The organism is Clostridium sp. C8-1-8, assembly GCF_009928445.1.
Lineage (GTDB): Bacteria > Bacillota > Clostridia > Clostridiales > Clostridiaceae > Clostridium_AR.
Map to the genome: position 1 here is coordinate 233,304 of NZ_JAABNO010000001.1, position 24,223 is coordinate 257,526.

The window sequence follows — 24,223 nt, forward strand, 5'->3', positions numbered from 1 at the left end:
ACTTAATATGAGAAATCAGGTAAGCTTATGTATGATAGTTAAGAACGAGGAGGAGTACCTGCCAAGATGTTTAGCTAGTATCAAGGAGATTGTAGATGAGATTATAATAGTAGATACTGGTTCTACAGATAGAACAGTAGATATTGCAAAATCCTTTGATGCTAAGGTGTACCTTTTTAAATGGAATAATAACTTTAGTGAAGCCAGAAATGAGTCTTTAAAGCATGCTTCAAAGGATTGGATTCTAATAATGGATGCGGATGAAGAACTATATAAAGAAGATCAAGAGCTTCTAAAGATATTATTGAGCAACAAACTTGATGAAAATGCTATATATAACTTTCAAGGCGTAAGTTATTGCGGCAATTATATTGATGAGAATAATAAAATTATAAATCTTAATCCAAGGTTATTTAAAAACAAGATTGGATTGCATTATGAAGGTGCTATCCACAATCAATTAGCCTACGGAGAAAACAATTATCATGTTATTTGTGAGGATGTAAAAGTACATCATTATGGATATCTAAATAAGAGAATTGTAGCAACAGATAAAAGAAACAGAAATTTGACTATATTAAACGATCAACTAAAAAAGCATCCTAATGATAAATTTGTTTTGTTTAATTTAGGAAATGAATATGCTGCCTTAGGAGATTTAAAGAAGGCGCTAGAACTTTACTATCGATGCTATGATAATTTTAATCCTGATGTAGGATTTGGTTATGCACTGATTATAAGGATGGTATATGTTAACTTCGATATAGGTGAATATGATGAATCGCTAAGACTGATAGATGAAGGAATTAAATATTACCCTGAGTGCACTGATTTATATTTCTTAAAATCTGAAAATTACAAGGTATTGGCAAAACCAACTTTGCAGATAAAGGCCTTAGAGAAATGTATTCAATTAGGAGAACCACCAGCTAACCTTAAATTTTTTGATGGAACTGGAGGTGTTAAGGCCTTTTATGAATTAGGAAATGCTTATTATGGACTAAGGGATTTTGAAACTGCTTATAACTATTATATTGAGGCTCTAAAAGCAGATACTAGCTTTATAGACCCTATTTATAATATTATGCATATTTTAAGACTTGAAAATAAGAGTATTAGTGAGATTAAGAGTGTAGTTGAAGATTTCTTCACTGAGTCATCTAAAGATTATGTTTTTATTGGGGATATATTCTTTAAAGAAGGATATTATAACACCGCCTTGGAGTATCTAAATAGATGTAATGATAGTTCACTTAGAGAAGAGATAAACATTCTTAAATCAAGATGCCTTATAAGAATAGGTGATTTTCAAGGCTGTGTAGTATTAACGGAAGTGGACAAGAAACATCAGGCTTATATAGAATTTTTCTTCAGTAAGTTTTTAAGCTATATATTGTTAAAGAGGTATAACGATGCTAATAAGCTTCTTGAAGAAATAAAAAAAGAAGAAAGCATAAACCATAGGTATAAAGAAAGAATAACAGTTTATGAACAGTTGATAAAATTATTCATAAAAGAAACCACAACAATATTAAGCAAAGATGTAAGCGAAAGAATATATATAGATATAATAATAGAGATTTGCGAGATAATGCTTATAAATAAAAGGTATGATGAGTTGTCTATAGCTGTTAATCTAGGAAATTTAACAAATAGTCGTCTAATGCTTCTTGCTCTAGGAAAGCTATATTATAGAAATGGGTATTTTGAATTAGCTAAGAAGGAAATTTTAAGATCAATTAGAGAATTCGAGATATATGATAGTGAGGCATTAGAAATGTTAAAAGCTGTTACTCCATAATCAAAGGCCATGCAAGTGTTTTTATTTAGTTAATATCACCTGCGTGGCCTCATTGTTTATTGTAATAAGCTATATGGCTGAGGGCTCTATTGAGATTGAGGGACCAAGCGGAAAAAAATATATAATCAAGTTTAATAAAGCACAAAACCAAAGTGTTATATCTTTAGAAGTTCTTTAAAATTAAGGTCATTCAGAATAGGAACCACTAAAGGTTACAGTTTCCTTATCTCCAGGATTAGGCTTAGGATTTATAGTTATACTATAGGTTTTATCTATATTAAGTGGAATGTTTTTCCCTGTATTATCATACTCATCAACTACGTAATAGTTGTCTGTATTTCCTGTAGCCTGCCTTTTTACGGCAACATTTATTAGAGCATTATATTTTGCGTTAACTGCTACTGTTCCTGTAACTTGGACCTGTTCCACTGAAGGTATTCCAGTTTCAACAGGCGTATTTGGATTGGTAGGTGTAGTATACTTAATAAAAATTGGCTTCTGAGGAATAGGGGTGAAGTTAATTTTTAAAAAGGGTATCAAATAGCTGTCTTTACTTGTAGCGGAGCCAAAAGTTGAGAAAATATCGTTATTTTTACCAAACAACATAAGGCAAGTACTTCTTTTAGCATTATTAACCCAAGCTGAAATGATATAGGTTATGACTGCTTTAACGTGCACCTGTGAAGTTATGGGATAGAAGTATGCTGGGTTACATGCATCGATTTGTGGCTGATTATTATAAGTTGAATAGCTGCTGAAGTAGCTGCAGGGATAAACACCAAAAACCTTACTTGAGTCATTGTAAAAGTTATTAGCTTTAAACATCACAAGCTCTGCATAATTAACAGCCACGTTGCTTGGTATATTAGATATATCAAAAAAAAGATAACTAATATATTTATTTATGCCATCACTACCTACTAATAAAATGTCTTCTTTTATATTTCCGTCTGGGAGTTTATCTGAAAGAGTGATACTTTTATCAGCAGGAATTATGATACTAGCCAAGAGATTCACCTCTCTTCTCAGTTCTATAAAAAACACTAATACCTTAAGGTTCTAATACTAATATATAGCTAACAGCTCCTTTGGTATTACTATTTCATAAAAAATCTATAATTTAATTTAATTTTATTCTAATATAAAAGTTAATAACAAATAATCTGAGTTGTCTTTTTGAGGTTTGACAATTTAAATATTAAAATATGGAGTCAGATATTGTATATCTCACTCCATATTTATATTGATATTTTTTATTATAATTCTTATTTTTCAGAATTTATATTGGAGTAGAGTAACTATACTATAAATATATCCTTACAGAAGTATATTTTAAGTTCTAGTTATTCCTTACAAAAGTAGTTTTTATAATAAATTAAAGTAGTATTAAGGTGTTTGTGATAATCCCCAAGTAACGTCGATTGTATCTCTAACTTCCCTCTTAGGAACTATGGTTAAAGTAGTTGTAACGTTATAAGTTGCTGTGGTACTAGTAGGATTGCTTATTGCAAAAGTCTTCTTAAAGTTTGTTAAGCTTCTAGGATAGGTAAGACTAGTGCTGCTAGCTGCAACATTTATTGTAATATATCCTACAAAACGAGGAACGAGAGTTCCTGTTGCTTGTACGGTATAGAGTGAACCAGTTTCAGGGGTATCAAAATGCAAGGTTGCATCTGCTGCCAAAATAATCAGCTCCTTTTATCTTAATTAGTTTATTACGATATTATCCTATGGTCTAAAACGGTATCCTTATATTAATATATGAATTTAAAAGAATAGTGTGAACTATTTGTCCATTGATTCTAGATACTTAGTTCTATGGTATAGAGAAGTATCTAAAATACAGTATTTTGCATATAGTGAAGTGTATCTTAGTTTGCAAAGAATAATTAAAGGTAATTAGTTTATACGTTGTGATTTTATCAATAATAAGTAATGAAGGTGAACATTGTGAATATCCCTCTTATTGATTTGAAGGCTCAATATATAAGTTTAGAAAAAGATATAAATAGAGCAGTGTTAGAGGTTTTGTCTTCGTCAGATTATATCATGGGAAAGGCTGTAAAGCAGTTCGAAAAGGAGTTTGCCAGTTATTTAAAGGTAAAGAATGCAATTTCCGTAGCGAATGGAACTGATGCACTTATAATAGCAATGAAGGCTTTAGGCATAAAGGAAGGTGATGAGGTAATAACCACTACATTCACCTTTTTTTCAACAGCAGAAAGTATCTCGGCCATTGGAGCAAAGCCAGTGTTTGTGGATATAGATACGGCGACTTTTAATATAGATTGCTCAAAGCTTATTAATAAGATAACTGATAAAACAAAAGCGATACTTCCTGTGCATTTGTTCGGGCTGCCTGCAAATATGAAGGACATACTAGTTATTGCTAAGGAGCAGGGTTTATATGTTATAGAAGACGCATGCCAAGCTATTGGCGCAGAGTACCACGGTAAAAAGGTAGGAACTTTAGGTGATGTAGCTTGCTTTTCTTTTTTTCCTACAAAGAACTTGAGTTGTGCTGGAGATGGAGGCATGATAGTAACTAATAATGATGATATAGCAGATATCGCTAGAGCTATTAGAACTCATGGCAGCGGAGTTTATGGTAGAAGGGCGTACAATTTGATGAATGATATTCATGAAGAGTTAGAAGCTAATAATATTGAAAATACCGTATATAATCCTACAAAGTATTACAACTATATTGTTGGGTGCAACTCTAGGCTAGATACTATTCAAGCTGCTATTCTCAAAGTAAAGCTTAAAAAACTAGATGAATGGAACGATGATAGAAGAAAAAATGCTACTTTTTACAATAGCAATATAGTTAATAAGCTTATAGAAAAGCCAATGGATAACATTGAATCCAAGCATGTTTATCATATGTATGTAATTAAGAGTGACTATAGAGATAAGCTTAGCTATTATCTAAAAGAAAAAGGTATAGCTACAGGTGTATATTACCCTATACCATTACATCTTCAAAAAGTCTACTCTGGTCTTGGATACAAAGAAGGGGATTTACCTAAGTCAGAATATGTATCAAAAAGAACATTAGCCATCCCTGTATACCCTGAACTATCCATGGAACAAAAACAATACATTATAGATACTATAAATGATTTCGAGGTGTAAAAGTAAAGTGGAGAACAACAATTATTTTGTTCATGCGTCTTCATATATAGATGAGCCTTGCATCATAGGAGAAGGAACAAAGATATGGCACTTTTGCCATGTGATGAAGGACTGCATTATAGGACGTGATTGTAACTTAGGTCAAAATGTATATATATCCTCTGAGGTTATTATAGGAAATAGAGTTAAGATACAAAATAATGTATCAGTTTATACCGGTGTAATCTGTGAAGACGATGTTTTCTTAGGTCCTTCTTGTGTTTTTACTAATGTTATAAATCCTAGAAGCTTTATAGAAAGAAAAAAGGAGTATAGGCGTACTTTAATAGGTAAAGGTGCAAGTATAGGCGCTAATTCTACAATTGTATGCGGAAACAATATTGGAAAATACGCCTTAGTGGGTGCTGGTGCAGTTATTACAAAAGATGTTCCTGATTATGGCGTTGTTGTAGGCAACCCAGGAAAGTTAATAGGCTATGTTTGCAAATGTGGACAACGGATAAATTTTGTGGATAAAGAACATGAAACCTGCAGCAGCTGTGGAAAATTATATTTGATGATCAATGGAATAGTAAGGTGTGTAGAGCAATGAAAAAATACAGATTTGCAATAATAGGCTGTGGAAGAATATCCTGTAAGCATGTTGATGCAATTGCTGCTAATAAGGATGAAGCTATATTAGTATGTGTTTGTGACTTAGTGAAAGAAAGAGCTGTAAGCAAAGCTAAGCAGTACAAAGAAGAATGTCCACTTGAGCAGTTTCCTAAGGTATATAGTGATTACAAGGAAATGATAGAAAAAGAACAGATAGATGTTATAACAATAGCAACAGAAAGTGGGTATCATGCTGAGATAGCAGTTTATTGTATGAACAAAGGTATAAATGTCATATGCGAGAAGCCAATGGCCTTATCCATTAAGGATGCTGATGATATGATATGTTGTGCTGAAGCAAACAATGTAAAGCTAGCTATATGCCATCAAAACAGGTTTAACTCTGCTATTCAACTATTAAGAAAAGCAGTTGAAGAAGATAGGTTCGGTAAATTAATAAGTGGAACAGCACGTATACTTTGGAATAGAGAGATGGACTACTATAATCAAGCAAAGTGGAGAGGTACTTGGAAGTTAGATGGCGGAACTTTGATGAATCAGTGTATACATGATATAGACTTGCTTCAATGGATGCTTGGAGGACAAATTGATACAGTTTATGCTCAGTGTGATACCTTTTTAAGAAAAATAGAGGCAGAGGATTTTGGAGCCATAATAATTAGGTTCAAAAATGGTGCTGTAGGTATGGTTGAAGGAACAACCTGCATATATCCAAAGAACCTTAAGGAAACCTTAGATATATTTGGACAGAAAGGAACTGTATCAATAGGAGGAATTGCTGTTAATAAAATAGATACTTGGAGTTTTGAAGATGGTAGTCAGGGTAATGAATTTATATCTAAGTTTAGTTCAAAAGATCCTGATACTGTCTATGGTTTTGGACATAAGCTTCTATTTAAGGATATGATTGACGCCATTAGAGAAAACAAAACCCCATATGTAGATGGTGAAGAAGGAAAAAAGGCTATGGCAATAGTTTTAGCAGCCTACAAGTCAAGGCTAACAGGTAAGGAAGTTAAGTTTCCATTGGAACAGTTTTCTACCTTGGATATGGAAGGTGTTGTGGGAAAAGGTTAGTTGACATTAGAAGGCTAGATTGAATTTTAATGGTTAATGATCCTATATTTTAATGAGCTTACGCAAAGAATTAACAGACAACCCAATATATTTTCTAGAGTTTGACTACTATATTAGAAACTAATAAATGTGTGCCTACTGAAGGTAATAAGTTATAGTTTTAGCCGCTAGATGAGAGGTGAAAACATAACTTTTACAAAAGTAGGCACATATTTTTTTACCTTAACAACCTCATCCTATAACAGTTCATAGCCGTCTCACCAAGCTTATCTAAAAGCTTAGAATTTACATAGGCGCCTACAAAGGCTCCTACTGCTGGAAGCATCTGCAGTAATTTAGCTAAGTCAATATAATCCCTATATTCCTGCTGAAAGGTCTGCCAGTCAAACTTATTTATATCTTCAGGCAGAGTCTCTGAGTAACTATCCCAGTTCTCAATTTCAGAGAAGGTCTTATTTATATGTTCCTGACTGGAGAAGGCCAGTTGGAATACATGGAGGATAAACAATCTTTCCTTATAGTCCTTAACGTCAAAACCGTATACTGAGGCCACATCAAAAAGAAACTTAAACTTTATGGTTAACAATAAAGGAAAGTCAGCAAGACCTACTAAGAATCCACCAGCACCGGTTCCAGCTCCTTCTATCATGGCTGTAGTTTTATAGGTTTCTAGCTTTTTTCTTACTAATTCTTCTCTATCAAAAAAACTCATATCGGAATATGTTTTTTTAGTTATGAATTCAGAACCTGATATAACAGCTTTTGATATATTTTTTATGGCTTCAGTCATAATAGTATGATACTTATCTGGAAGTATACTATTTATCTTCTTTTGACTGCCTTTTGTAAGTTTATCTATCACAGAAGGTTTTTTATTTACTTTGGATTTCCACTGCTTTAGTTCCGCTCTAACGTGATCTTTATAGTGTCTCATATATAAAGAAGTCTCTCCTTTTCAAAGTGATTTGTATGCAATAGTTTTTAATAAAACAATATAGCATTAATGGTATTAAAGCATACTGGTGTATATTATTTAATATTCAGTAATACCTTGATTGTGCTATATAGATGTGAAAATTTATATTTTGAAGTTGCTCCATCAGAAACCAAATAAATTTCGAAAATAACCAATTTAATTATTACATATATTTTGAGTAGTTTTATGTTTATTATCCAATAATATTACCTATAGATAAATACTTATTAAAATGAATCTATCTAAGTAAAGGGGGGCGTAGCAAGGTTTGAATGTTTATTTAGAACTTCTATTGCTTTAGTAAAAGTTTATATTTTATTTACAAATATGGGGCATATAAAACCTTTACACTTAGAAGTGAAAGTGATATGATTTATATAAGCAAAAGTTAATAAAATAAGCATATGTTAGGGTGATGCTATGACGAACAGAGAGCAGGAAATTTTACAGATTATAAGAAAAAATCCTATGATATCGCAAAAGGAACTAGCAAATATCTTAGGAATAACTAGATCTTCAGTAGCAGTGCACATAACTAATTTAATTAAAAAAGGTAGTATTGTAGGAAAAGGTTATGTGGTTAAGGAAAGTCAGTATGCTACTGTGGTTGGTGGAGCTAATATAGATATTCAAGGCTTTCCAAGTAACAAATTAATTTTTAAAGACTCTAATATAGGAACAGTTAAACACTCCTTAGGTGGGGTTGGAAGAAACATAGCTGAAAACATGGTTAGGCTTGGCATTGCTACTAAGTTTTTATCAGTAGTAGGTGAAGATGTCTATGGTCAAAAGATACTAGATGAAGGCAGAAGCTTAGGCCTTGATATTAAAGATGTTATGGTAGCTCAGGGGCAAAGTACATCTTCTTATCTTTCTATTTTAGATGAAACTGGTGATATGGCTGTAGCTATATCTCATATGGAGGTTATGGAAAAGCTTGATGTTAATTACGTGCTAAGTAAAAAGCATGTGCTTGAGAATTCAGCAATTACAGTTGTGGATACAAACCTCAGGGAAGATGTTATAAGGCATATAGCTAATAATTACAAAGAAAGCAAGCTGTTTTTAGATACTGTGTCTACTGCAAAGGCTATAAAGGTAAAGGAAATAATAGGTGCTTTTCATACCATAAAGCCTAATAAGCTGGAAGCTGAAATACTAAGTGGAATAAAGATTGAAGATGAAGCTAGCTTAAAAAAGGCTGGAAAGTATTTTATAAATGCAGGTGTTAAGAATGTATTTATAAGTCTTGGTTCAAAAGGTACTTATTATACAGATGGCAAAGAAGATGGACATATAGAAGGTAAAGCAATAAAGGTAGTGAATGCCACAGGTGCTGGAGATGCATTTATAGCAGGTTTAGTTTATGGTGAGCTAAATAATCTTAGCATAAAGGAAAAAGCTATATTTGGAAACGCTGCAGCTATAATGGCCTTAAGTCATGAGAATACAATAAACCCTAATATAACTGTGGATAATATATATAAATTAATTGAGGAGGCATTTTAGAATGTTAGAAAAATATTTAGACGTTAAACCAGAAATTAAGAAGGCAATAGAGGAAGGTAGACCAGTAGTAGCTCTAGAATCTACAATAATATCACATGGTATGCCTTATCCACAAAATGTTGTAACAGCTCTTGCAGTTGAAAAGATAATAAGAGACAATGGGGCAGTTCCTGCTACAATAGCTATATTAGACGGAGTTCTAAAGGTTGGACTAAGTGAAGCAGAAATAGATCATTTGGGTCAAGCTAAAAATGTAATAAAGACTTCAAGAAGAGATATACCTTTCATAATAGCTAAAAAGGCTGATGGAGCTACAACTGTTGCATCAACTATGATAATAGCAGCTTTAGCTGGAATAAAAGTATTTGCTACAGGTGGAATAGGTGGAGTGCATAGAGAAGCACAAGAGACCTTTGATATATCAGCAGATTTACAAGAATTTGCTCATACAAACGTAGCAGTTGTTTGCGCTGGTGCAAAATCAATACTTGATATAGGATTAACTCTAGAATACCTAGAAACTTTCGGAGTTCCTGTAGTAGGCTTCAAGACAGAAGAGCTTCCAGCTTTCTATACAAGAAAGAGCGGCTTTGGAGTTGATTACAAAGTTGATGATGAAAAGGAACTTGCTCTAGCTATAAAAGCTAAGTGGGATCTTGGGCTAAATGGTGGAGTTGTAGTTGCTAATCCTATACCAGAACAATATCAAATGGATTATGACACAATAACTACTGCTATAGAAAATGCATTAAAAGAAGCTAAGGAAAAAGGAATAAAGGGAAAAGACAGCACTCCATTCTTACTTGCTAAGGTTAAAGAAATCACAGGTGGGGCATCTCTAGATTCAAATATAAAACTAGTATTTAATAATGCAGAGGTTGCTGCTAAGCTTGCAGTAGAATTAGCTAAACTTTAATAATATTATATTTTGTTAAAGCGCTGTGTTAAATTAAGAGGCTAGTTAGCCAACGTTTTAAACAGCTTATGGAAAAATTTAAAATACTATAATAGTTGTCGGCCCGTTAAGTATGAACTTATCATGCTTAACGGGCTAAAATTTTATTTATTTTTAAAAAAAGTTTTATTCGTAACTTAGGTTACCGATTAATGTGGATTAAGTTAGTATAATTTGAAATGTAGAGAAGAGATTAAAATAATAAATACTAGTTTAGGGCGTAGGCAGGAAGCTAGTATTAATAATTTAAAATAAATAAATTAATCTGGAGGTTAAGTTATGAGTATGTTCTGTTATCAATGTCAAGAAGCAGCTGGATGTAAAGGCTGTACAATAAAAGGTGTTTGTGGAAAGACTGAAGATGTAGCAAAATCACAAGATTTATTAATATATGTTGTTAAAGGTCTTGCAGTAGTAAACAATGAAGGAAGAAAAGTTGGAGTTACAAGCAAAAAGGCTGACAACTTCATAGTTGATAGTTTATTTGCAACAATAACAAATGCAAACTTTGATAGAGATGTATTTATATCAAGAATAAGAGAAGGTTTAGCTTTAAGAGAAGAACTAAAGGCTGAAGTAGCTAAAGCAGGCGGAAACGTTGGAGTTACTAATGAAAACTGGCTAACTAAAATACTTTCTTTCGTTGGATTAAAGAGAGAAGAAGAAAGCAAGCTTCCAGAAGCAACAACTTGGTTCTCAACTAATATAGATGAATTTAATGAAAAGGCTGAAACTGTAGGTGTTCTTTCAACTAAAGATGAAGATATAAGATCATTAAGAGAATTAACAACTTATGGATTAAAAGGTATGTCAGCTTACGTAAAGCAAGCTAGAGCATTAGGTTTTGAAAATGATGATGTTGTTGCTTTCATGGCTGAAGCATTAGCAGAATTGCTAGATGATACAAAGACAGTTGATGATTATGTAGCGTTAGCATTAAAAGCAGGTGAAGTTGGTGTTCAAGGTATGGCATTATTAGATACTGCTAACACTAAGACTTACGGAAATCCTGAAATAACAAAGGTTAATATAGGAGTTAGAAATAACCCAGCTATATTAATAAGTGGACATGACTTAAGAGATTTAGAACAATTACTTCAGCAAACAGAAGGAACTGGAGTAGACGTTTATACTCACAGTGAAATGCTTCCAGCTCACTACTACCCAGCATTCAAGAAATACAGTCACTTTGCAGGAAACTACGGAAATGCTTGGTGGAAACAAAACGAAGAGTTCGAAAAATTCAACGGACCAATACTAATGACTACAAACTGTATAGTTACTCCAAAGGATTCATACAAGGATAGAATATACACTACAGGTGTAACTGGTTTCCCAGGAGTTAAGCACATAGATGCAGATGCAAATGGAATTAAGGATTTCTCAGTATTAATTGAACAAGCTAAGAAATGCCCAACACCAACTGAAATAGAAACAGGAGAAATCATCGGTGGATTCGCTCATGAACAAGTATTTGCTTTAGCAGATAAGGTTGTTGATGCAGTTAAGAGTGGAGCTATAAAGAGATTCTTCGTAATGGCTGGTTGTGACGGAAGAGCTAAGAGCAGAAGCTACTACACAGAATTTGCTGAAAAGCTTCCAAAGGATACAGTAATCCTTACAGCTGGATGTGCTAAATATAAGTATAACAAATTAAACCTAGGTGATATCGGAGGAATTCCAAGAGTTCTAGATGCTGGTCAATGTAATGACTCATACTCATTAGCATTAATAGCATTAAAGCTTAAAGAAGTATTCGGTCTAGCTGATATCAATGAGTTACCAATATCATACAACATAGCTTGGTACGAACAAAAAGCTGTTATAGTATTGTTATCATTACTTCACTTAGGAGTTAAGAACATACATTTAGGACCAACTCTACCAGCATTCCTTTCACCAAATGTAGCTAACGTTTTAGTACAAAACTTTGGTATCGGTGGAATAACTAATGTTGAAGATGATATGGCAATGTTCTTAAACGCATAAGATAAGCTTAAATTATATATAACTATCCCTTTAAAATTAAAATAAGATCTCCCCAGATCTTCATTATAGTAACAATCTCACACCCTTTATAAAAAGAGGACTACAGTATGTAGTTCTCTTTTTTACTTTACAGTATAAAAGGTTTCTTTAGTTAAGATTAGCCATATTAATGCTTCAGATTAACTTTTAGATTAATAGAAAAAAGAAAAGTTATGTAGACTGCCAAGTTTTCCTCATATACTTCGGAAAGCGAGGTGTCCCAAGGGTTGCCAAGTTAGGTGGATTTAGCAGTTTTTTTATTGTCCAGGAAAGTAAGGTCCGGTAGAAGAATTAGAGCCTAATTTATAAATATTACTAGGAATACAAATTAAGGTTATGGAAAAAGCTAATTACAGAGTTAGTAATTATTCTTTAGATTATTGGCTCTATTAAAATAACTTATCAAAATTGAGTGCTCAGTCCTCTTAGGGGTCTATGAGCCTGTTCAAAGAATTAACATGATTTTGTATAATCTATTACGGAAATTGGCCCAGGAACATGAACAAAATCAAGAGGATTAGGAGAAAATTATGAATAAAAAGAAAGTAATTTATAATCTATTAATAATAAACCTTTTGTTGTTAATATTATATATTTATAGTAAAGTACCTATGCTGTTGACCTTTACTGGAAAGATAGTAAAGGTTGTTATGGTACCAATAATAATAGGAGTATTTTTCTTTTATCTTATAAAACCCCTTAATGATATATTATTAAAAAAGGGGGTTAAGTCTGGATTTTCTGCAATGATAACCTTGATTATAGCCTCGGTAGTGCTTGCTGGATTTTTTATCTTTTTAGGAAGGCATTTAATAAAAGAGTTTAGGACACTGATATTTAATCTGTCTGAAATAATAAATAATGACTTTACCAGTCAGTTTGATGGTTATGTTGGTAGATATATGGATGTTCAATGGATGTATGATAGAATAACAAAGTATTTAGAAGGCTATCTATACATTATTGGAAGAAGAAGTTTAAAAGTATTTTCCTTTACTATGAACTTGTTTTCAGCTTTGCTTCTAATACTTATCATAATATTTTATTTACTAAAGGATGGATTAGAATTTAAAGAAAGTGTACTGAAGATAATTCCTAAAAGATATAAAGATGTGATATCAAAGATTATGAGTGATGGGAATAAAGTTCTTTCCTCTTATGTCACAGGGCAAGCTTGTGTTGCAATATCTTTGGCTACTATGATTTTTATAGGTTATAAGATAATAGGTATCCCTAGTGCAATTGTTTTGGCATCTACCACATTTATACTAGCCTTTGTACCTTTCGTAGGGTTCTTTATATCTATGGTTATTCCATATATTATAGCCATAAGTTATGGGATACCAATGATAATAAAGCTTACTATACTTTTTATGGCAGCTCAAGGAATAAAAGGGAGAATAGTAGTTCCGCTTATAATGTCTAAGGCTATGCATATACATCCTCTTACTGACATATTCTTAGTTATAGCCGCAGCTAGTCTAATAGGACCTTTAGGAGCTTTCATAATAGTTCCATTATATTCACTGCTGAAAGTTGTCTTAATAAATATTAATGTATTAACTTCTGACAATAGAATAAATTATAAAAATGAAAATTAAAAGCTACATCTTTTTTATAAAATGGAAAATCGGCAGATGCCTGCCGATTTTAACTCCATTTCTCAGCCCATTTTTGTATTTCATCCATGGCTGTTCCAAGGTCTCTCCCTTTTTCAGTAAGCTCATACTCAATTCTTACTGGTATTTCAGGGTAAACATTTCTCAGTATAATCCCCTCTTTTTCTAATTCCTTAAAACGTTCTGTAAGCATTCTAGCACTCATGTTTGGAATAGTTTCGGATATATCTGAAAATCTTTTAGGACCACTTAGTAAAGTTCGAATTATTAAACCAGTCCATCTCTTACCAAGTAGAGAAAAAGCAGCTTCAAACTTAGGGCAAAGTTGGTGACACTTATCCATATAATCATCTCCCAAATTTATTTTAACATATATACTTGACAAAAGTAAGCTGTATATATTAATATAGTTACATAAAGTAAGTTGATAATAATTATTAATTAGGTATCATAATTATATAAAACTTATTACAAGAACTCAAGCATATTATTAGAAATTTTAAAATATAATTTATGGAAAATGAAAGGATGATTAAATTATGTCAAAAGTATTATATATCACAGCAAATCCAAAGCCTATAGAAGCTTCTTATAGCTTATCTGTAGCTGAACAATTTATAAATGAGTATAAGAATAATAACCCAGAAGATGAAATAATAAATATAGATGTTTACAAGAACAACATTCCTTTAATAGATGGAGATGTTTTTGAAGCTTGGGGCAAGTTAGCTCAAGGCACAGCTTTTACAGACTTAACAGAAGCGCAACAACAAAAGGTTGGTACTTTAGGTGCACTAGTAGACCAATTTGTTGAAGCGGACAAGTATGTATTTGTATCTCCATTATGGAACTTCGGTATACCTCCAATGCTAAAGGCTTATATAGATGCAGTATCAGTAGCTGGTAAGACTTTTAAATATACTGAAACAGGTTCAGTTGGTTTGTTAAGTGGCAAGAAAGCTGTACATGTTCAAGCAAGAGGCGGCATATATAGTGTTGGACCTGCTGCAGAACTTGAATTAGCAGATAGATATATAAAAGCTGTACTTAGATTCTTTGGAGTAACAGATGTTCAGTCTGTAGTAGTTGAAGGTGCTAACTTCACTCCAGATAAAGCTGAGGAGATTAAGGCTGCTGCAATAGCTAATGCAAAGGAAGTAGCTAAGAAGTTTTAATAAAGCTACTGTAAAAGTGTTATTTAATTAATTGTAATGGTGGTCTATTATAGCATCTTCTATATATACTTAATTACAAGAGCAAGCTTAAAATAAATATGAAAATCTATTTATATGATTTTTGTTTCTTATTTATTCAAAGATATAAATTGGTAAGGAGCTAATAGTAAACGTAAAGTTACTGTTAGCTCCTTTTGATTATACTGGAAGTGGTTTTCTATCCTTTATTAAAATATGGATATCCTCATGAACCTTAACTATAGCATCAATTACCTTGCTGTCAGGTAAGTCATAAGATCTTGCAAGAATTATCTTAAGTTCATTTAATCCTATTAAATACTCAAATTCCTTACCGCTGTCAAAGCCCTCTTTTAAGGATACTATGGCTCTAGTATCACATATTGTACATTTAGCAGTATCTTGTTCGTCTCCTATAAATTCTATAAAGTCAAGTACCTCATCATAGGTTACTAATTTAGGATCCACATATACAATTGCAGAAAAAGGATCATTTTTTGCGTTTATATCTAATTTATTAACCCAATAGAACTCATTTAAAGTATTCTCAATTCTTGATTCTAAGTCGCCGCTATCAAGTATTCTTTTATACTCCATTGCAATCACTCCTTTCTACAAATATATTTTTTCTATATTTATATGTCTCTATACTAGAATTATTCAGCAATAAAGGGTTAACAAATATGAGGTGCAATCATTAAACATTTTATGAAAAGGATAAAATACTTTTTTAAAAGGAATAATAGATAAGATAGATTTTAGATTTTAGAGGTGATAAAAATGGATAAAAATCATAAATTTCCTACAAGTTTTCCACCACAACATCAAGATAGACAGCCAGGTTTTGAAAATGAGATGGATCCTAGACCAATTTTTGAGATGGAAGGCTACAATCAATCTTCCAACAGGTTGAAAGATAAGGTTGCCATAATAACTGGAGGAGATAGTGGAATAGGAAGAGCAGTGTCTATAGCTTTTGCTAAAGAAGGAGCTAAAGTAGCCATAGTTTATCTTCATGAAGAGGATGATGCAGAAGAAACAAAGACAGTAATAGATAAATATGGCGCACAGTGTATGCTAATAAGTGGAGATATAGGGTATGAAGACTTCTGTGGGCAAGTAGTTAAGAAAGTAATAGATCAATGGGGTAAAATAGATATTTTAGTTAACAATGCAGCAGAGCAACATGTACAAAATAGTCTAAAGGATATAAGTGCGGATCAGCTTGAGAAAACTTTCAGAACTAATGTATTTGGTGCTTTCTATCTAACTAAGGCAGTTTTGCCACATATGAGATGTGGAGCTAACATAATAAATACTACATCTATAACAGCTTACCTAGGCAATGAAACTTTACTTGATTATTCTTCTACTAAAGGTGCTTTAGTTAGCTTTACAAGATCTTTATCTCAAAACCTTGCAGAGACAGGGATAAGGGTTAATGCTGTTGCACCAGGACCAATTTGGACGCCATTAATACCAGCTAGCTTCAATGCTCAAGATGTTCAAAAGTTTGGATCAGACTCACCTTTAGGTAGAGCAGGGCAACCAGTTGAGTTGGCTCAAGCCTATGTATTTTTGGCATCAAATGATGCATCTTATATTACTGGCCAGACCATACATGTAAATGGTGGTAATATAGTTAATGGATAATTAATAATTAGGTCTGATATTTATTACAAAAAACAATTTGGATATACCAATTTATTATGCTAATAAATATTTTGACACAATTCTTACTGATATCCATCTATATAATATAGATAGATGAATATCAGTAAGCTATTAGCTAATCATCAAATTTTCTCTCCATCTTATGTTTCTCTTTTAACACATCTTCTTCAGATAAGCCTGTTTGTTTTACTATCTCTGTTAATCCAACATTATGTTCAAGGAACTTTCTAGCAGATTCCATTTGTTTTTCATGCATTCCTTTTTTATTTGGCATAATCAACACTCCTTTCAATGTTATTATTTGATTAATCCTAAAGATTTAAACTAGAATAAAAAGAGAGTTGTACTAAAGAGTTCCTATATGTAAAGTTAATATATAATTGTTTCAAATTCGCGGGCTTTGGAGATTTTTTTGGACAAGTGAAAATTAATAGTTGAAGTTTGGATCTTATAAGCTATAGAATTAATCTCAAGAAATTAGTAAAATAGTTATAATGAAGAAGGAGAAGATATTATGGAGTGGATTTTAAAGCATTATAACCAATTAACAATAGACGAGCTTTATGAAATACTTAAGTCTAGAATGGAAGTGTTTATAGGAGAGCAAAGAGTTACTGAACAAGACTTGGATGATAGAGATAAAGACTGTTATCATCTTTTTGCAGTAGATAATGGAAGAGTGGTAGCCTATTGCAGGATTATTAAAGCTGGAGTTGCTTATAAAGATCCTTCCATCGGAAGAGTTTTAGTTATAAAAAGTCATAGAAGACTTGGCCTAGCCAGCAAAATGATGGTAAAGGCTATGAAATTTATAAGAGATGAACTTAAAGAAGAAAGTATAACCCTATCAGCCCAGCAATACGTGGTAGATTTATATGAATCCTTAGGTTTTAAAAGAAAGTCTGATGTATATATGGAGGCTGGAATACCTCATATTAAAATGAGATATGAGTAAATGATTATAAGAAAGTTAGAGGCTATAATATTTAGCTTCTATTTTTTTGCCTAAAGTATTTTATCCATATAAATTTAGAAAGTAAGAGGCATAAAGAAATAGCATTGAAGAAAGAACAGTGAGAAAAATTTCTATAATAATAGTAAAAAAATTCAATAAAAACAGTTGACTTTATGAAATAAATGGAATAATATATCAGTAAGCGATATATCGGTTAGCGATATAAAAACTGATAACTAAGGGAGATGACCTAAGATAGATGAAGGATGCTAAAAAGTATATTCCTTTAACAGAAGCTACATATTATATACTCCTTTCCTTAACAGAGACTATGCATGGTTATGGCATAATGCAAAAAGTTGAAGAAATGACTGAAGGTCAAGTAAAGCTTGGACCTGGAACCTTGTATGGAGCTATAAGCAAACTAGTTAAAGAGGAAATAATAGTGGAAGTGGTTAATGAGTTTGACTCAAGAAGAAAAAGCTATTCATTAACTGAATTAGGCAAAGAGGTAGTTAGATTAGAACACGCAAGAATTAAATTGCTTTATGAAAATGGTAAGTCGGCGATAGCTAAATTATAGTATATATTTTGGAGGGCAATATGAAAAGTGGAGAGAAGAGTATAACAAAATACAGGCCTTTCTTTATATGGCAGCACGATGCTGAAGAAAGATGGTTAAGGGAAATGAGCCTCAAGGGATACGAATTAGTATCTGTGAGAGTATGCAGATTTAAGTTTAGAGTCTGTGAACCAAAGGATGTAGTGTATAAGCTTGATTACAGAAGACTTAAAAAGTATGAAAAGGATAATTACCTAACTATATTCGAAGAGTCAGGCTGGCAGCTTGTAACCACTTGCAAGAGCTGGATTTATTTTAAAAGTGAAGCAATAAACAGTGAAGAACTGGACATTTTCAATGATGTAGAGTCAAAAGCTGAGATGATTAGGGATATTCAAAAGCTGTTAGCTTTACTTACAGTTGCAGAGCTAATTTGCTTTACATCAGTAATTCTACAGCCAGATAGGTCAGTAATATTATATATTTTTTGGATATTAATAATTGGATTTTTTATATACGGCAATATAAAAATGTTTTTTAAATATAGAGAATTAAAGAAAAAGTTATAGATGGAAAGGGTGAATATATATGCTAGAGGTTAAAAACTTAACTAAAACTTTTAAGAATACTAAGGCAGTAAAAGAAGTGAGTTTTACTGTTAATCCGGGAGAAATAGTAGGTCTTCTTGGAGAAAATGGTGCAGGAAAGACCACAACAATGAGAATGGTTTCTACACTTTTAAAGCCAACTACAGGTACGGTTCTTGTGGATGGATTTGATGTAATCAATGAGCCAGAAAAGGTTAGAAAAGAGATAGGAATTTTATTTGGTGGAGATGTAGGGCTTTATGATAGATTAACAGCTAGGGAAAACATGCTTTACTTCGCTAATCTTTATGGATTTACTAAGGAAGAGGCTGATAGAAGAATCAACGAGCTAGCTGAAGAACTTGATATGAAGGAATATATAGACAAAAAGGTAGGTAAGTTCTCAAGGGGGATGAAGCAAAAGGTTTCTATTGCAAGATCAATAGTGCATTCTCCATCAGTTATGCTATTTGATGAACCTACAACTGGTTTAGATGTAAGAGCTACAAGAATAATACAGAACTTTATAAAGAAATGTAAGGCGGAAAATAAAACAATACTGTTTTCTAGTCACTCTATGAGCGAAGTTGAAAGATTGTGCGATAGAGTAGTAATAATAAATAAAGGTGAGCTTATAGAAGAGGGAACCATAGAAGAATTAAAGAAAAAGTATAATAACAATGATTTAGAAGAAGTGTTTGTTGATCTTATAGGAGGTGAAAAAGATGAATAATTTTCTTACCATATTTAAAAAGGAACTTACAGATATCTTTAGAGATAGAAAGACAATAATATTTAGTATCTTTTTACCTATACTAATATATCCAGTGATGTTTGGCCTTGTTAACTACATGATGAAGGATGCTCAAACTGATATTGAGAAAAAGTTAGATCTAGGGATTAAAGGAAATAAGGATTCTGCCATAGTAAGCATACTAAAAGAGCAGAAAAATATAAATCTTCATTATGATGACAATTTAGATGCTAAGCTTAAAAAAGGGGATGTATCTCTTATAGTAGAAGTACCAGAAGGTTTTGATCAAAATATAAAAGACCTTAAGCCAACAACCTTGAAGCTGGTATACGATAAGGATTCAAATAAATCATCTATGGCTGCATCAAATATAAGAGCGATTTTTGATTCATACTATAAATCCATTGTCAATGCAAGAGTTGAGAGCAAGGGCTTGGATAAAACCTTTTTAAATCCTTTTGATATACAACAAGTCACTGCAGACAATAAGAAGAGCAACGGTGATGATATTGGATCTATGATGATAGGAATGCTTCCAACCTTTATAATTATATTCATGCTTACTCCAACTCTCTCAATTGCAGCAGACTTCATTGCTGGAGAAAAGGAAAGAGGAACCTTTGAACCACTACTATCTACATCGGTTAGCAGAATGTCAATAATGTGGGGCAAGCTAGCCACTCTAGCAACAGTATCAATAATAGCTTTAGTAGCCAGTATGTTAGCTATGGGAGGGTCCTTAGTATATAACTTTAAGTTAGGTAGCTCCTTGAATATAACGCCTAAGGCTTTAATATTAATTTCAGTATTTGCATTATTTATATTAATATCAGTTTGTGCAGTAGAAATGGCTATAAGCATATATGCAAAATCTATAAAAGAAGCAAATTCATTTTTAGCAGGAATTACAGCTCCAGTATTCATATTATCTTATATCCCATTTATGATGGATGCTAAAACTGTTAAGTTTATATACTTCCATGTACCTATAGTTAACGTAGTAGTACTTATGAAGGAATTTTTAGTTGGAATATTTAATACTCAACATATTCTTGTGGTAGCAGCTTGGCATATAGTTTATGTAATACTATCACTTCTATTCGCCAAGATAATGTTCTCAAGAGAAGAGGTTATATTTAGAAGCTAGAAATGAAAGTATAAGGTTTCTAAGTTATAACCATAGTAAATCTCTGAATATAATGTTACTAAACCTATATTTATAAATTTTTATGAATGAAAGTCATGTTTGAAAAAAGATTCATTATCTTTTTTATCCATGACTTTTATTTTTTTAGTACTTTTAAACCTTTGGTTTTAATATTCCAATACCAGCTTGATTAAAACCTCTAAGGATAAGGATATATATGATGCCAAGTAGTTTCTTCACATCTGCAATTATAATTTTTTCTACCAGGCCAAAGGATAATTTAATGGGTGAAAAGTGTTAATATGTGATTGATGGTTACAAAAATATGTTTATATAAAAATTATAAAGTTATATAATAGATGGGGTGTATAGTAATATGCTTAATAGGCAAGTATAAAAATATATGTTACTGGAATAATAGTATAGGATTACATATAATTATATAATAATGAAGAATTATGATAGTTCAGACTGTTCTTATTTAAACTAGATTAGTATTTAATTAATAAATAACTATTCTATTAAAGCCTTAGATATGTTTGTTGTAACTATCAATTTTATTGATTTCATTGGATATATAACTTAGTGATAAAGCTATAGAGCTTATAATAGTGAAAGCCGTTTGGACATGCTGTTATTGAGAAATTAAAAATTAAATATTTATTAAATATTAAAGCTGTAATTAAAATGTAATTAAAACTAAATATGTCTTTGTTATATTAAGTAAGGCAATTATTATAGATGAAAGGATTTGTATTATGAAGAAGAAAAAAGCAAGGAACAAAAGTAGGTTTTCATACAAAAAGTTTGCTTTGTTTATAGTTTACATAATAGTATTTACAATTGTAACTTCGCCTATAATATTATTATTCGGTCCATATAATGATGTTAGAAAGATGGTTTTAGGTACTGTTTTGGGTACGAGGCACAGTTATCTTATAACTAAATTTTTACCTGAGTCAACTATAAATGACTTGTTGGATAAAACCAGCGAATCTGCACCAACAATGAAAGAAGATACTAGTTTAATTAATATAAAGAATACTTTTGGCAATGATATAGAGAGATATGACTTCCATACAGACAGATATGATGGGTATATGCTTGAGGTAAAGAACCCTAAGAAAGTAAGAGTGGCGATGACTAAGTACTTAGGCAAGGTTGGAGAAAAAACCAGCGAGTTTGCCAAGGATTATAATGCCATTGCTGCAATAAATGGAGGGGCTTTTAGTGACCAGACTCCAGATGGAAAGCTTTATGAAGGTACAGGAGCTGTACCTGGAGGATATGTAATTTCTGATGGTAAGGTTATATACCCAAAAGAGAATATAAATTACGATGACGCTAAAAGTGCTGTTGCAATAAGTAAAAGTGGAGTGCTTATAGTTGGAAACTATACCATAAACGATTTGAAAAAACTAAATGTAAAAGAAGCTATGTGCTTTTCAGAGGTTCCTATAATCGTGAATGGTCAAAGGCAGATTAAGGCTAAGGATAAGTTTATAGATGGAATTAATCCTAGAACAGCAATAGGACAAAAAAGTGATGGAACCATCTTACTTCTTGTTATAGATGGAAGAAAGAGCGTTAGTAAAATTGGAGCTAATATGTATGATGTTCAAGAGATAATGATGTCAAGAGGAGCAGTGAATGCAGGAAAGCTTGATGGTGGTTATTCAAGTACCATGTATTATGATGGAGAAGTTATTAACTCACCTAATGTTTGGTCTGGGGAGAGAAAGGTAGCCACAGCATTTTATGTGGAAAAGTAGGTGAACTGTTATGAAAAAGCTTAGAACATTTTTAATATGGACTGTCATTGCTTTGCTTATAGAAAATGGAGTTTTTTTATACTTTGAAAAAGTATATTTAGTTCAAGGTTCTTCTATTAAAGCAGAAAAGGTAGAAAAGAAAAAAGCCAGTGATATGAAAGATGTTAGTATACCAAGTGAGGCTAAAAGCGTAAAAATGTCTCATGATGGATCATATGTTTCATATCTAGAAGATGGTGTATTGAAGATAGGGGATAGAACTAAAGGCACGGTAAAAACTGTTGAGGTAGCTGACTACATGTCAGTAAACTATACAAAATGGGTTACTGACGGAAACTTTTTAATAATAGCTGAAAAGACAAAAGATAGTAAGAAGCCATATATAGGTTTTTACAAGTATGATGCCGTTAGAGATGATAAAACTGAACTTACTGATTTAGACCTGCATAAAGACATAATAAACTTATCAAGCAGTAAAGATAATATTGAAGATATGGCCTTTGCTACTTCCTCAAATGTTATGTACTTTAAATTAGGAAAACCAGCAGGTAAATGTGATATATATAAAATAAATGTAATGGCTCAGATGGAAAAAGTTAAGGCTAACCTTCAGGGCATAGATACTATAGAAGTAGATCCTGTAAATGCAAATTTAATATATGAGCAATCTGGTATGGTAAAAATTAATACTGGTTCTAAACAAACTAGAATTAAAAATCTTAGTGAAGGAAATGTACTAGGGCATAGCGACAGTTCAGTATTTATTGCAAAGGGAAAAAGTGATTCTGTTAGTGAAATAGTATATGGAGATGTAGAAAAGCCTGCAAGTAGCTGGCAAATAATTAATATAGACAATAAGACTAGCGTGAAAAATATATTCTTAACTTCTGGTGGTAGAATTTTTGTAAACAACTCAAATAAAACTTTAACTGATTTAACTACTAAGAAGAATATAAAATACGAAGGAACCTTATTAGATGTCAATGATAGAGGAGTACTTTGTGAAGTTGACGGTCAGTCTAAGGTAATAGAATTAGAATAATAAATAAGAACTACAAAGCATGCTATATGAGCTAGCTTTGTAGTTCTTATTTTACTGTACAATAATTCAACATGAAGGTAGAATTTAGTTTTATTTTTGCAGTCCTAGTAAATCCTCAGTTCTGTCAGTTATATATTTATAGGCATCGCTTATTCCTTGATTGTAAAATTCTGAAGATAGCTCTTCTATAAAAAAGTCTAAAACTGCAGAAGCTGCTAAGTTACCTATTTCTTCATCTCTTTCATTGTAGAAAAATTCTTGTATTGAGGAAATCATCTCCTCTCTTTTTTCTTTACTAATTGGTGGCTTTTTCTCTTTTCTCAAGATTACATTCTCCTTTAAAATAAATATAGTATAGTGAATTAGATCCCAACTTAATTATCAAATTATTCATGCTTTAAGATGGCTAAGTATCGCGATCTTCAAGCAAGTATAAATTAAAATTCCATATAGATATTCTTTATCGATATTATTCGAATGAGTTAGCTATATAGATTTATAATGAAATATATAATAATTATAAATTAACATACATACTATAGGCAATAAAAGCAAAATCTAGATTGAGTTATACATAAATAGCATTATAATTAAATAGCTCTTCTAATTGGCTTTTGTCTATCTGATTACTTGATTATATTTTGCCATTATGTTAAAATTATGAAAATTAGTTTTGGAGAAGTATATTTATGATAAGAGAGAATTTTAATTTGCGAGTAAAATTACATCACCATAGATAGAAGGCTTGTTCTTGGTTAAAGTAACCATAGATACAGGTCTATTGCTGTTTAGCTTGCATCTATGGTGTGAAGATAGAGA

Annotated in this window: 24 protein-coding genes; 17 read left to right on the forward strand and 7 right to left on the reverse strand. The window is 31.9% G+C overall.

Features of this window, described 5'->3' with window-relative positions; translation table 11 throughout:
- The first annotated feature begins 7 nt into the window (after positions 1-7).
- Positions 8-1,801, forward strand: coding sequence for a glycosyltransferase family 2 protein (locus tag GXK57_RS00970; RefSeq protein ID WP_160670095.1), 1,794 nt, complete (start codon positions 8-10; stop codon positions 1,799-1,801).
- Positions 1,802-1,987: 186 nt separating this feature from the next.
- On the opposite strand, the gene GXK57_RS00975 is transcribed toward GXK57_RS00970, so the two are convergent.
- Together GXK57_RS00975 and GXK57_RS00980 are read right to left on the reverse strand one after the other, a co-directional pair.
- Positions 1,988-2,809: a DNRLRE domain-containing protein gene (locus GXK57_RS00975; RefSeq protein WP_160670098.1), complete on the reverse strand. Its 822-nt coding sequence runs from the start codon at positions 2,807-2,809 to the stop codon at positions 1,988-1,990.
- 378 nt (positions 2,810-3,187) lie between these two features.
- Positions 3,188-3,484 (reverse strand): hypothetical protein, encoded by a 297-nt coding sequence (locus GXK57_RS00980; protein ID WP_160670101.1) that lies wholly within the window; start codon positions 3,482-3,484, stop codon positions 3,188-3,190.
- Between the two features lie 267 nt (positions 3,485-3,751).
- Here GXK57_RS00980 and GXK57_RS00985 point away from each other — a divergent pair, with 267 nt between their 5' ends.
- The 3 genes from GXK57_RS00985 to GXK57_RS00995 are packed head-to-tail and all read left to right on the forward strand — an operon-like array spanning position 3,752 to position 6,631.
- On the forward strand, positions 3,752-4,939 hold the full coding sequence (locus tag GXK57_RS00985) for a DegT/DnrJ/EryC1/StrS family aminotransferase (RefSeq protein ID WP_160670104.1): 1,188 nt from the start codon (positions 3,752-3,754) through the stop codon (positions 4,937-4,939).
- A 7-nt stretch (positions 4,940-4,946) separates the two neighbouring features.
- Positions 4,947-5,531 (forward strand): acyltransferase, encoded by a 585-nt coding sequence (locus tag GXK57_RS00990; protein WP_243156340.1) that lies wholly within the window; start codon positions 4,947-4,949, stop codon positions 5,529-5,531.
- Complete coding sequence (locus tag GXK57_RS00995; RefSeq protein ID WP_160670110.1) at positions 5,528-6,631, forward strand: Gfo/Idh/MocA family oxidoreductase; 1,104 nt, start codon at positions 5,528-5,530, stop codon at positions 6,629-6,631. Before GXK57_RS00990 ends, GXK57_RS00995 begins: the two co-directional genes overlap by 4 nt.
- Before the next feature lie 217 nt (positions 6,632-6,848).
- On the opposite strand, the gene GXK57_RS01000 is transcribed toward GXK57_RS00995, so the two are convergent.
- On the reverse strand, positions 6,849-7,565 hold the full coding sequence (locus tag GXK57_RS01000; protein ID WP_160670113.1) for an EcsC family protein: 717 nt from the start codon (positions 7,563-7,565) through the stop codon (positions 6,849-6,851).
- A 462-nt stretch (positions 7,566-8,027) separates the two neighbouring features.
- On the opposite strand from GXK57_RS01000, the gene GXK57_RS01005 reads away from it, so the two are divergent.
- From GXK57_RS01005 to GXK57_RS01020, 4 genes are all read left to right on the forward strand, one after another.
- Positions 8,028-9,116, forward strand: coding sequence for a PfkB family carbohydrate kinase (locus GXK57_RS01005; protein WP_160670116.1), 1,089 nt, complete (start codon positions 8,028-8,030; stop codon positions 9,114-9,116).
- Between the two features lies 1 nt (position 9,117).
- Positions 9,118-10,032, forward strand: a complete 915-nt coding sequence (locus GXK57_RS01010; RefSeq protein ID WP_160670119.1) for a pseudouridine-5'-phosphate glycosidase — start codon at positions 9,118-9,120, stop codon at positions 10,030-10,032.
- Between the two features lie 318 nt (positions 10,033-10,350).
- Positions 10,351-12,060 carry a hydroxylamine reductase gene (gene hcp / locus GXK57_RS01015; protein ID WP_160670122.1) on the forward strand — a complete coding sequence of 570 codons (1,710 nt, stop codon included), beginning with the start codon at positions 10,351-10,353 and terminating at the stop codon, positions 12,058-12,060.
- A gap of 569 nt (positions 12,061-12,629) precedes the next feature.
- Positions 12,630-13,700, forward strand: coding sequence for an AI-2E family transporter (locus tag GXK57_RS01020; RefSeq protein WP_160670125.1), 1,071 nt, complete (start codon positions 12,630-12,632; stop codon positions 13,698-13,700).
- A gap of 49 nt (positions 13,701-13,749) precedes the next feature.
- Here the strand turns inward: GXK57_RS01020 and GXK57_RS01025 are convergent, their stop codons facing one another.
- Positions 13,750-14,061, reverse strand: coding sequence for a helix-turn-helix domain-containing protein (locus GXK57_RS01025; protein ID WP_128211055.1), 312 nt, complete (start codon positions 14,059-14,061; stop codon positions 13,750-13,752).
- A gap of 196 nt (positions 14,062-14,257) precedes the next feature.
- On the opposite strand from GXK57_RS01025, the gene GXK57_RS01030 reads away from it, so the two are divergent.
- Positions 14,258-14,893, forward strand: a complete 636-nt coding sequence (locus tag GXK57_RS01030; protein ID WP_160670128.1) for an FMN-dependent NADH-azoreductase — start codon at positions 14,258-14,260, stop codon at positions 14,891-14,893.
- 198 nt (positions 14,894-15,091) lie between these two features.
- Here the strand turns inward: GXK57_RS01030 and GXK57_RS01035 are convergent, their stop codons facing one another.
- Positions 15,092-15,508 (reverse strand): hypothetical protein, encoded by a 417-nt coding sequence (locus GXK57_RS01035; RefSeq protein WP_160670131.1) that lies wholly within the window; start codon positions 15,506-15,508, stop codon positions 15,092-15,094.
- Between the two features lie 183 nt (positions 15,509-15,691).
- Here GXK57_RS01035 and GXK57_RS01040 point away from each other — a divergent pair, with 183 nt between their 5' ends.
- On the forward strand, positions 15,692-16,564 hold the full coding sequence (locus GXK57_RS01040; RefSeq protein ID WP_160670134.1) for an SDR family oxidoreductase: 873 nt from the start codon (positions 15,692-15,694) through the stop codon (positions 16,562-16,564).
- Between the two features lie 136 nt (positions 16,565-16,700).
- Here GXK57_RS01040 and GXK57_RS01045 read toward each other — a convergent pair whose 3' ends face one another.
- The gene (locus tag GXK57_RS01045) at positions 16,701-16,859 is read right to left on the reverse strand and encodes a hypothetical protein (RefSeq protein ID WP_202127657.1); all 159 of its coding nucleotides are present in this window, start codon (positions 16,857-16,859) and stop codon (positions 16,701-16,703) included.
- A gap of 240 nt (positions 16,860-17,099) precedes the next feature.
- Here GXK57_RS01045 and GXK57_RS01050 point away from each other — a divergent pair, with 240 nt between their 5' ends.
- The 7 genes from GXK57_RS01050 (at position 17,100) to GXK57_RS01080 (ending at position 23,404) form a co-directional block, all read left to right on the forward strand.
- Positions 17,100-17,540 (forward strand): GNAT family N-acetyltransferase, encoded by a 441-nt coding sequence (locus GXK57_RS01050; RefSeq protein ID WP_160670140.1) that lies wholly within the window; start codon positions 17,100-17,102, stop codon positions 17,538-17,540.
- A 259-nt stretch (positions 17,541-17,799) separates the two neighbouring features.
- Positions 17,800-18,123 carry a PadR family transcriptional regulator gene (locus tag GXK57_RS01055; protein WP_160670143.1) on the forward strand — a complete coding sequence of 108 codons (324 nt, stop codon included), beginning with the start codon at positions 17,800-17,802 and terminating at the stop codon, positions 18,121-18,123.
- Positions 18,124-18,143: 20 nt separating this feature from the next.
- Positions 18,144-18,671, forward strand: a complete 528-nt coding sequence (locus tag GXK57_RS01060; RefSeq protein WP_160670146.1) for a DUF2812 domain-containing protein — start codon at positions 18,144-18,146, stop codon at positions 18,669-18,671.
- 19 nt (positions 18,672-18,690) lie between these two features.
- Complete coding sequence (locus GXK57_RS01065; protein WP_160670149.1) at positions 18,691-19,422, forward strand: ATP-binding cassette domain-containing protein; 732 nt, start codon at positions 18,691-18,693, stop codon at positions 19,420-19,422.
- Positions 19,415-20,590: an ABC transporter permease gene (locus GXK57_RS01070; RefSeq protein ID WP_160670152.1), complete on the forward strand. Its 1,176-nt coding sequence runs from the start codon at positions 19,415-19,417 to the stop codon at positions 20,588-20,590. The genes GXK57_RS01065 and GXK57_RS01070 overlap by 8 nt, the downstream gene beginning before the upstream one ends.
- A gap of 758 nt (positions 20,591-21,348) precedes the next feature.
- Positions 21,349-22,362 carry a phosphodiester glycosidase family protein gene (locus GXK57_RS01075; RefSeq protein WP_160670155.1) on the forward strand — a complete coding sequence of 338 codons (1,014 nt, stop codon included), beginning with the start codon at positions 21,349-21,351 and terminating at the stop codon, positions 22,360-22,362.
- Positions 22,363-22,372: 10 nt separating this feature from the next.
- Positions 22,373-23,404 carry a hypothetical protein gene (locus tag GXK57_RS01080; protein WP_160670158.1) on the forward strand — a complete coding sequence of 344 codons (1,032 nt, stop codon included), beginning with the start codon at positions 22,373-22,375 and terminating at the stop codon, positions 23,402-23,404.
- A 90-nt stretch (positions 23,405-23,494) separates the two neighbouring features.
- Here GXK57_RS01080 and GXK57_RS01085 read toward each other — a convergent pair whose 3' ends face one another.
- On the reverse strand, positions 23,495-23,728 hold the full coding sequence (locus tag GXK57_RS01085; protein ID WP_160670161.1) for a DUF2164 domain-containing protein: 234 nt from the start codon (positions 23,726-23,728) through the stop codon (positions 23,495-23,497).
- Positions 23,729-24,223 lie beyond the last annotated feature (495 nt).